We start from the raw sequence: 7,338 nt of genomic DNA on the forward strand, positions 1-7,338 counted from the left end.
CCCGGGCCTACTCGGGGATGGCCTCGTGCGCGGTGATGCGTGCGGTGGCCATGCTGGTGATGGTGTTCCCCTCCCAGGGCTTGAGCGTGCCGTTCGCCGCTTGGATGCGGATCTTCGTCGCCGTCACGGGGACCGTGCGGGCGTGACGGTACGTCCAGGTGAACATCTCCTGCGGGATCTCCTGATACGTCGCGGGGCGATTCGCGGGCTGGCTGAACGACTTCCACTGCCCGTCCGGGGTGAGGTAGCTGGCGGTCACCTGTCTGGGCAGGGTCAGCGAGGCCTGGTAGTCCTCCAGCCAGGTCGACGTGATCTCGCGCAGCTCGTAGCTCCCCTCGAGGTCGATCTCGTAGGTCGCGCCGTACTGCGTGCCGGCCGCATCGAGCAGATAGTCGTAGTGCTTCGTCATCGACCAGCGCGGGGACACTTCGTTCCACTGCGTCGGATACGGGGTCGTGCTGGTGAGCCCGCTGAGCAGGTCTTCGTCGTCGTTGGCGGTCCTATTGCAGGAAGAGCGCGAAGCGACGGGGCCGGGTTGTGCGCAGCCCGGGGTGACGCCCGCCGGGAGGAGCGCGGGGGTGTTCGAGGCGAGGATCACGGGCCGATCGACCGCGATGTTGGCGGTGGCCGTGGTACCGACCTCGACCTCATCGATGAACAACCACTGCGCGGTGCTCCGCCTCGTCAGCTCGAGCTGCACGTAGCGGGCCGCCACCTCGTGCTCGAGCGCGAACGTGCGCCGCCCGGCCGGCGACGTGCTCGGCGGCTCTCCTGCGGCCCAGCCGCCCCAGACGCCGTCGGCGGACGCGGTGCGGACGCGCCAGGAGGCGGGCACACCCACACTCTCACCGCCCGACTGCAGCGAACCGAACGCCACCGACTCGATCGGCGAGACCGCCCCCAGATCGAGGGTGATGAACAGTTTGTTGATGCCGAGGGTGGTCATGTTGCGGCCCGACCATCCGGGGCTCTGGCTGCCGCTGCTCGCGACCACCCCGTCGGTGAGGGTCCACGCCCGCAGGCCCGTCGCCCAGGACGAGTACTCGGCGCTGCTGGAGTAGGGGAAGAACTGGTACTTCTGCCCGAGGGCGTGATTGGTCTGCTGGTTGTCGAAGGCCTGCAACTCGCCCATGAACACCTGCGACGTGTCGGGGCTGACCACCTCGAGCCAGATCTCGGACACGTTCGGCAGCTCCTGCGGCGCGGTGACCGTGTGCCAGTACGTGCCGACCGTGTTCTGCCCGCCGGGAATCAGGTCGGCTCGGCTGAACACTCCCAGGGTCGTCATGGTGCCGTTCACCGTGCGCGCCTTCACCGTGACCTGCTCCGGAGCGCTCGCGCCGTGCGCGGGGTGGTGCCGCCACTGCGTGTTCACCTGCCGCACCGGCGCGCCCGCGCCGCCGTTGAGCTGGAACTTCATCACCCAGTTCTGCATGTGTCCGGTCTGCACCAGTGCCTGCCAGCGACCGTCGTAGGTGTTGTCGGTGCCGAGCAGCCCGTCGGTCAGCGGTCCGTTGCCCCACGTGTACTCCGCGGCGAGCGGATCGATCTGGTCGCCGTACTTCCCCGTTTCGCTGCCGGCCGCGACAGCGGTGCCGGCGGCCGGCTTGCCGAGACCGTTCGGGCCGATGCCGGGCTGGTCCGCCGTGCTGGTGACCGTGAACGGGGCGTTGCGGGCGAGGTTGAACCCCAGCGCGGGATTCGTCTCCATCGCCGCCGAGGTCCAGGGAATCGTGACGACCGCCTGGGTCGACACCGGGGAGAAGACGCCCCACGCGTCATAGCCGCGAATCGTGTACACGAGGGTGCGGCCGGGCTGCTGCTGATAGTCCATGAACTCCACGCGCCCCGACGGGGAGGCGGTCGGACCGGCCTCTCCGATCAGTCTCCCGTCGCGGCGGATCTGGTAGGCGACCACCGCACGGGCGGCTCCGCCAGCGGTCTGCGAGGGACCCCAGCTGAGTGTCACGTTCGTGTCGATGAATCCGTCGCCATCGCTCTCGCCGGCATCGGCACCCGTCACCGCCGCGGGCGCGCCGGGAGCGGTCATGCCGGACGAGCCCGGGCACTGCGTCCCCGTCGCCCACGCCCGATACGCGGCCGCGAAACCCTGCCGTGCGGGGTGAGCCGCCCCATTGTGTCCCGCCACGGCATCGAACGTGATCGCGGAGAAGGTCACCATCCGCGAAGCGCCGCCATTACGCATCGCCTGCAGGTTCTCGGCGAGCATCGTGAGCGGCATCACCTTGACGTGCTCGTTCTGATCCCGGTACACCTCGGCGTTGCCCCACACCTCGGTGCCCGCGACCCCGGCCTGATCACGAGCGGCGGTCGTGGCCTGGAACCACTGCGTCACGGCCGCGACCGTGTTCTTGCCCGAACCCCGGCCATCCTGCGGAGCCACCACCGTCACCGCGGTCGTGTCGTACACGTACGCCCAGAAGTCGGTCCACGCCGCAAGCCACGTGCTGTTCATCGTCGGCGACGACGACGCTGTGAACAGCGGCGACACGATCACGCGGTCCTTCCCCGACAGCTCCACGACGTGCTCCGACACCTCCGCCAGATACGAGTCCACGTACCCCGACTTCAAACGAGCCCCGAACGTCTCAGACGGCGAATCATCGATTTTCCTGGTGAGGTCGTAGCCTTCGACCTCGTAGGGCAGGTACCAGCCGTCGATCAGGTCGCCGTACTCGTCGCCGTAGGTCTCCCAGATGCGGTCCGCGGTGGCGATCGCCCGGTCGGTCTCCGCCGCGATCCAGCTCGACTCCTGCCAGCCCTCGGCGAACCAGCCGGCCTCGTCGAGCCCCAGGCCGATCGTCACGGTCATGCCCGTCGAGCGGGCCGCGGCGAGGATGTAACCGAGCACCACCGAGCGGTCCTTGCCGCCGGTCGCGCGCGGGGAGTGCAGATCGTTGCCCGGGAAGTACACGCCCCACGCACCCGTGTGATCGTCGGTGCGAGCGGTGAACTGCACGATCACCGACTCGAAGCCCGACTGCTGCAACTCTCCCAGCAGCGCGTCCCAGTCCTCCTGGTCGTACCGGGAGTGCGCGGCGTCGTCCTTCTGCATCCGGTCGGGGAGCACGAACACGGCGCCGGGGGCGATCCGCGACGCACCGCTCCCGGCGGGTACGCACACCCCCAGTGCATCGACCGCAGAGGCCGCGGCCGGGGCCATGACCAGCCCGACCGCCGCCAAGGCGGCGACTCCGATCATCGTGACCGCACGACGCAACACACGAGCAGAGTGACGGTGCATGCTATTCGACCTCTCGAACGTCCTTCGCCTGCGAAGGAGTGGAACCGGTGGGGCTACCGTGCCTGTTGCTTGCGGCGTGCCGCGAGCAGAGCCGGGGCGGCGAGTACGAGGAGTCCGGCCGCCGGGGCGGCGATCCGCCAGTCGATGACGGGCGGGTGGAGCGGTTCGCTGTTCATCGTGAGGGTGGCGACGGAGTCGGAGAACCCCGCTCCGAACTGCCGGACCGTGTACTCGGCGAATCCGGCGGAACCGGTCGTGTTCGGCACGATCTCCCACACGCCATCGGCATCCACCGTTGCCCGGATGACCGTGGGCCGGGAGCCGCCGGAGGTCCAGGTGACCGAGGTGCCCGGGGTGCCGGTGCCTCGCAGGGCGAGTTTCCCCTCGGCGTCGATCCCGGTCGTCGCGGTGAATCGTTCGTCGCCCGGCATCTGCGACATGTTCTCGAAGCGCACCGAGAACCAAGAATTCTGGCGGGCATACCCACCGACGCCGAGGGCTCCGGGCCAGCCGACGTTCGGGCCGACGTAGTACCAGCGATCAGACGAAACGTTATAGTTCGCCCAGGTCACGTCCATCGTCAGGTTCTCGCCCGTCTCCGGATCCTTGATCACTCCATCCTCGGTCACCTCCCAGGCGCCTATCTCCGAACCGCACCATGGAAACAACAACAGTGCCGGAGCCTTGCTGCCCTGATGCAGGCATTCTCCATTCATGGTGCGGATCTCGCCGGTGGTGCCGGGCATCGGGACCGACATGCGGACCGTCGGCATTGCGGGAGGGATCTCTTTCGGGAGCGGGGGAGAGGTCGGGTTCTCCCGCTGGATCCCGGCCAGCACTTTCCTCGGCTGGGCCTGGTACGGGCCCGTATAGCCGATGTCCTCGACGATCCTGTACCCGTACCACGACCCGAAGTGGTCGTAGCCCTCCCAGAGATAGAAGTCGCCCTCCCAGCGGGGGATGACGGTCACCTCCGCCGACGAGGTCTCGGTTCCGGTCGCCCAGGCCGGGGTCGCGCCGACGAGTGCGGCCCCGGCAATTGCGACCGTAGCGAATGCCATACGCGTTCGTCGGGAAAATCTCGTACCCATCGTGTCGCCTCATCTCCTTGACGTGTTCTCCACGAACGGTACGGCGAACAAGCCGTCGAGGGCGCGGAAACCAGACGAAAAGACCACAGAAATGGGGACACGCCACTGCGGCGGAACCCTCGAACAGGCCGATCCACGACATCACGGCCGGTGCCGCATGTTCGACGACGAATACAGTGCCCCCGGCAGGATTCGAACCTGCGACCGACGGATTAGAAGGCCGTTGCTCTATCCACTGAGCTACGGAGGCAACCAGTCCAGCGTACTACGCGCGGGCGTCGGCGTCGGCCAGCTCCCGGTGTCCGCCGAACTGCAGCCGCATGGCCGAGAGCAGCTGGTTGGCGTAGCGGTCCTCTCCGCGCGAGGCGAAGCGCCCGAACACGGAGGCCGCGAGCACGGGCACCGGCACCCCGACGTCGACGGCGGCCTTCACGGTCCACCGCCCCTCGCCCGAGTCGGAGACGCGGCCGGCGAGGCCCTCGAGCGACGGGTTCTCGTGCAGCGCCGTCGCGGTGAGGTCCAGCAGCCACGAGGAGACGACCGAGCCGCGGCGCCAGAGCTCCGCCACCTTGGCGGTGTCGATGTCGAAGCGGTACAGCTCGGGCTCGTCGAGCGGTGCCACCTCGGCGGCGTGCTCCGCGGAGTGTTCGGAGCCCGCCAGGCCGGCGTCGGCGTGCTCGAGCAGGTTGAGCCCCTCGGCGAAGGCGGCCATCATGCCGTACTCGATGCCGTTGTGCACCATCTTCACGAAGTGCCCGGCCCCGGTCGGGCCGCAGTGCAGGTAGCCGAGCTCCTCGGGCGCGTACTCACCCTCGCGGCCGGGCGTGCGCTCCGCGTCGCCGGCGCCGGGTGCGAGCGCGCGCAGCAGCGGGTCGATCGCGGCGACGGCCTCGTCCGGCCCGCCGACCATGAGGCAGTAGCCGCGGTCGAGCCCGAAGACCCCGCCGCTCGTCCCCACGTCGACGAAGTGGATGCCGCGGGCCGCGAGCGCCGCGCCGTGACGCACGTCGTCGCGGTAGCTGGAGTTGCCGCCGTCGATGAGGATGTCGCCGGGCTGCAGCAGCGCCGCCACCCGCTCGATCGTCTCGCCGGTGAGCGCAGCCGGGATCATGAGCCAGATCACGCGCGGGGCGGGCAGCGCTGAGACGAGCGCCTCGATGCTGTCGACTCCGCGAGCGCCGTCCCGCGCGAGGGCGGCGACGGCCCCGGGGTCGACGTCGAAGGCGACGCACTCGTGCCCGGCGCGCATGGCCCGCCGGGCGATGTTCGCGCCCATCCGTCCGAGGCCGATGATTCCGAGGTGCAAAGCGGTGTCCTTCCGATCCGGGGTGGTGGGCGCGGGGTGCGGGGTACGAGCTGCCGGGCGCTGGATGCCGGGCGCCGAGGGTCAGTCGTCGAGTCCGCCGGGGATCGTGGTGATGGCCTCGGTGGCTCCCGGCAGGCGGCGCAGCCCGAGCCGCCGGATGATCTGCGCGGCGAGCTCGCGCGGGGAGCGGTCGACGCTGACGACGATCCCGCTCTCATCGTCCTCGAGCGGCTCGAGCGTCGCGTACTGGGAGCCGAGCAGCGTCTCGGGCATGAAGTGGTCGAGGCGTCGGCTCAGCCGCTCCGCCACGAGGGCGCGGGATCCCTCGAGGTGCACGAACACCACCCCCGGTCCGCCGATGCGGTCGCGATAGACGCGGCGCAGCGCCGAGCAGGTGACGATGCCGTGGGTGCCGGCGGCGGTGTGGCCGTGCACCCACTCGGCGATGCGGTCGAGCCAGGGCCAGCGATCCTCGTCGGTGAGCGGTGTGCCCGCCGCCATCTTGGCCACGTTCTCGGCGGGGTGGAAGTCGTCCCCTTCGGCCAGGTCCCAGCCGAGCTGACCCGCGAGCAGTCCGCCGAGGGTCGACTTGCCGGTGCCGGAGACACCCATGACCACGAGCACGGTCGGAGGAGCGGGCGGGAGGACGGGTGCGGCGGCCATCGTCACACCACCAGGTCCAGGAGCAGCACGCCGATGAGACCGACGACCGAGATGAGGCACTCGAGCACCGTCCAGGTCTTGAAGTTCTGCGGCAGGCTCGTGCCGAGGTACTGCTTCACGAGCCAGAAACCCGCGTCGTTCACGTGCGAGAGGAACACCGAGCCGCTGCCGATCGCGAGCACGAGCAGCGCGACCTCGGGCGAGGGGAGCGTCGCGGCCACGGGCGCCATGAGCCCCGCAGCGGTCACCGTGGCGACGGTGGCCGAACCGGTCGCGACGCGCACGAGCACGGCGACGACCCAGCCGAGCAGCAGCACCGAGATGCCGCTGTCGATCACGGCGCGGGTGATGACCTCGCCGATGCCGGTGTCGATGAGTACCTGCTTGAACGCGCCGCCGGCGCCCACGATGAGCAGGATGCCCGCGATGGGCGGCAGGCTCGATTCGAGCGAGCGGGCGATGGCGGCGCGGTTCATCCGGCTGCCGGCGCCGAGCACGAAGATGCCGAAGATCACCGTCACCAGCAGTGCGATGGTCGGCGTGCCGAGGAAGCTGACGATGTTCCAGGCGATACCGGCGGGCTCGGCCACGAACACCTCGGTGAGCGCCTTCACCATCATCAGCACGACCGGCAGCAGGATGCTGGCGAGGGTCGCGGCGAAGGAGGGGCGCGGGCGATCGGCATCGCCCTCGTCGCCGCCGGTGGTGAACAGCTCGGGCACGGGCACGGGAGCCCACTTCGCGGCCCAGGTGCTGAAGAGCGGACCCGCGACGATGATGGTGGGGATCGCCACGATCACGCCGAAGGCGAGGGTGAGGCCGAGGTTCGCGCCGAGGGTGTCGATGGCGACGAGCGGGCCGGGGTGCGGCGGCACCAGGCCGTGCATGGCAGAGAGGCCCGCCAGCGTCGGGATCGCGATCTTCATGAGCGGCAGGCCGGAGCGGCGCGCCACGAGGATGATGATCGGGATCAGCAGCACGAGGCCGATCTCGAAGAACATGGGCAGGCCGAT

At 69.7% G+C, this 7,338-nt stretch carries 5 protein-coding genes and 1 tRNA gene; all 6 read right to left on the reverse strand.

Features of this window, described 5'->3' with window-relative positions; genetic code table 11:
* Positions 1–7 precede the first annotated feature (7 nt).
* Positions 8–3,244 carry a DUF4434 domain-containing protein gene (locus ACWKZU_RS06800; RefSeq protein WP_449281644.1) on the reverse strand — a complete coding sequence of 1,079 codons (3,237 nt, stop codon included), beginning with the start codon at positions 3,242–3,244 and terminating at the stop codon, positions 8–10.
* 74 nt (positions 3,245–3,318) lie between these two features.
* Complete coding sequence (locus ACWKZU_RS06805) at positions 3,319–4,326, reverse strand: hypothetical protein (RefSeq protein WP_449281645.1); 1,008 nt, start codon at positions 4,324–4,326, stop codon at positions 3,319–3,321.
* Positions 4,327–4,533: 207 nt separating this feature from the next.
* Positions 4,534–4,606: transfer RNA gene (locus ACWKZU_RS06810), tRNA-Arg, on the reverse strand.
* A gap of 15 nt (positions 4,607–4,621) precedes the next feature.
* Positions 4,622–5,662 (reverse strand): phosphogluconate dehydrogenase (NAD(+)-dependent, decarboxylating), encoded by a 1,041-nt coding sequence (gene gnd / locus ACWKZU_RS06815; RefSeq protein ID WP_449281646.1) that lies wholly within the window; start codon positions 5,660–5,662, stop codon positions 4,622–4,624.
* 81 nt (positions 5,663–5,743) lie between these two features.
* Positions 5,744–6,325, reverse strand: a complete 582-nt coding sequence (locus ACWKZU_RS06820) for a gluconokinase (RefSeq protein WP_449281647.1) — start codon at positions 6,323–6,325, stop codon at positions 5,744–5,746.
* Between the two features lie 2 nt (positions 6,326–6,327).
* The coding region (locus ACWKZU_RS06825) for a GntT/GntP/DsdX family permease (protein ID WP_449281648.1) at positions 6,328–7,338 on the reverse strand (1,011 nt) is incomplete at its 5' end.

Source organism: Leucobacter sp., from assembly GCF_053528595.1.

What these genes read in the sequence shown, in the direction of transcription:
- ACWKZU_RS06820 (WP_449281647.1), bottom strand. Translation starts at nt 6,325, where the DNA reads ATGGCCGCCGCACCCGTCCTCCCGCCCGCTCCTCCGACCGTGCTCGTG.
- ACWKZU_RS06805 (WP_449281645.1), bottom strand. Translation starts at nt 4,326, where the DNA reads ATGGCATTCGCTACGGTCGCAATTGCCGGGGCCGCACTCGTCGGCGCG.